The organism is Neisseria sp. HMSC074B07 (genome assembly GCF_001810355.1).
In the GTDB taxonomy this organism is placed as follows: domain Bacteria; phylum Pseudomonadota; class Gammaproteobacteria; order Burkholderiales; family Neisseriaceae; genus Neisseria.
The window spans coordinates 1-316 of sequence record NZ_KV800958.1 but is presented as its reverse complement, the minus strand read 5'-3'; the positions used below and the strand labels follow the sequence as shown (position 1 = coordinate 316).

1 protein-coding gene is annotated in these 316 nt (G+C 47.5%); it reads right to left on the bottom strand.

Going from position 1 to position 316, the window contains the following annotated elements; all coding sequences use genetic code 11:
* A partial coding sequence (locus HMPREF2726_RS08825; protein WP_148132504.1) for an IS30 family transposase occupies positions 1–316 on the bottom strand: 316 nt, incomplete at both ends.

Here is a 316-nt window from a genome sequence, read left to right as displayed (position 1 = left end):
GATGAGTCCGTTGGTGTTCTCATTCAGCCCTTTTTCCCACGAATGGTAAGGGCGGCAAAAATAGGTTTCCGCCTTTAATGCTTTGGCTATTTTGGTGTGTTGGTAGAACTCTTTGCCGTTATCCATGGTGATGGTGTGGACTCTGGCTTTATATGTCCTTAATACCCTAATGACTGCCCGGGCAGTATCTTCGGCCTTTAAGTTATCCAATTTACAGATGATGGTGTAGCGGGTAACACGTTCGACTAGGGTCAATAATGCGCTTTTCTGATCTTTGCCGATGATGGTGTCGGCCTCCCAATCGCCGATGCGGGTT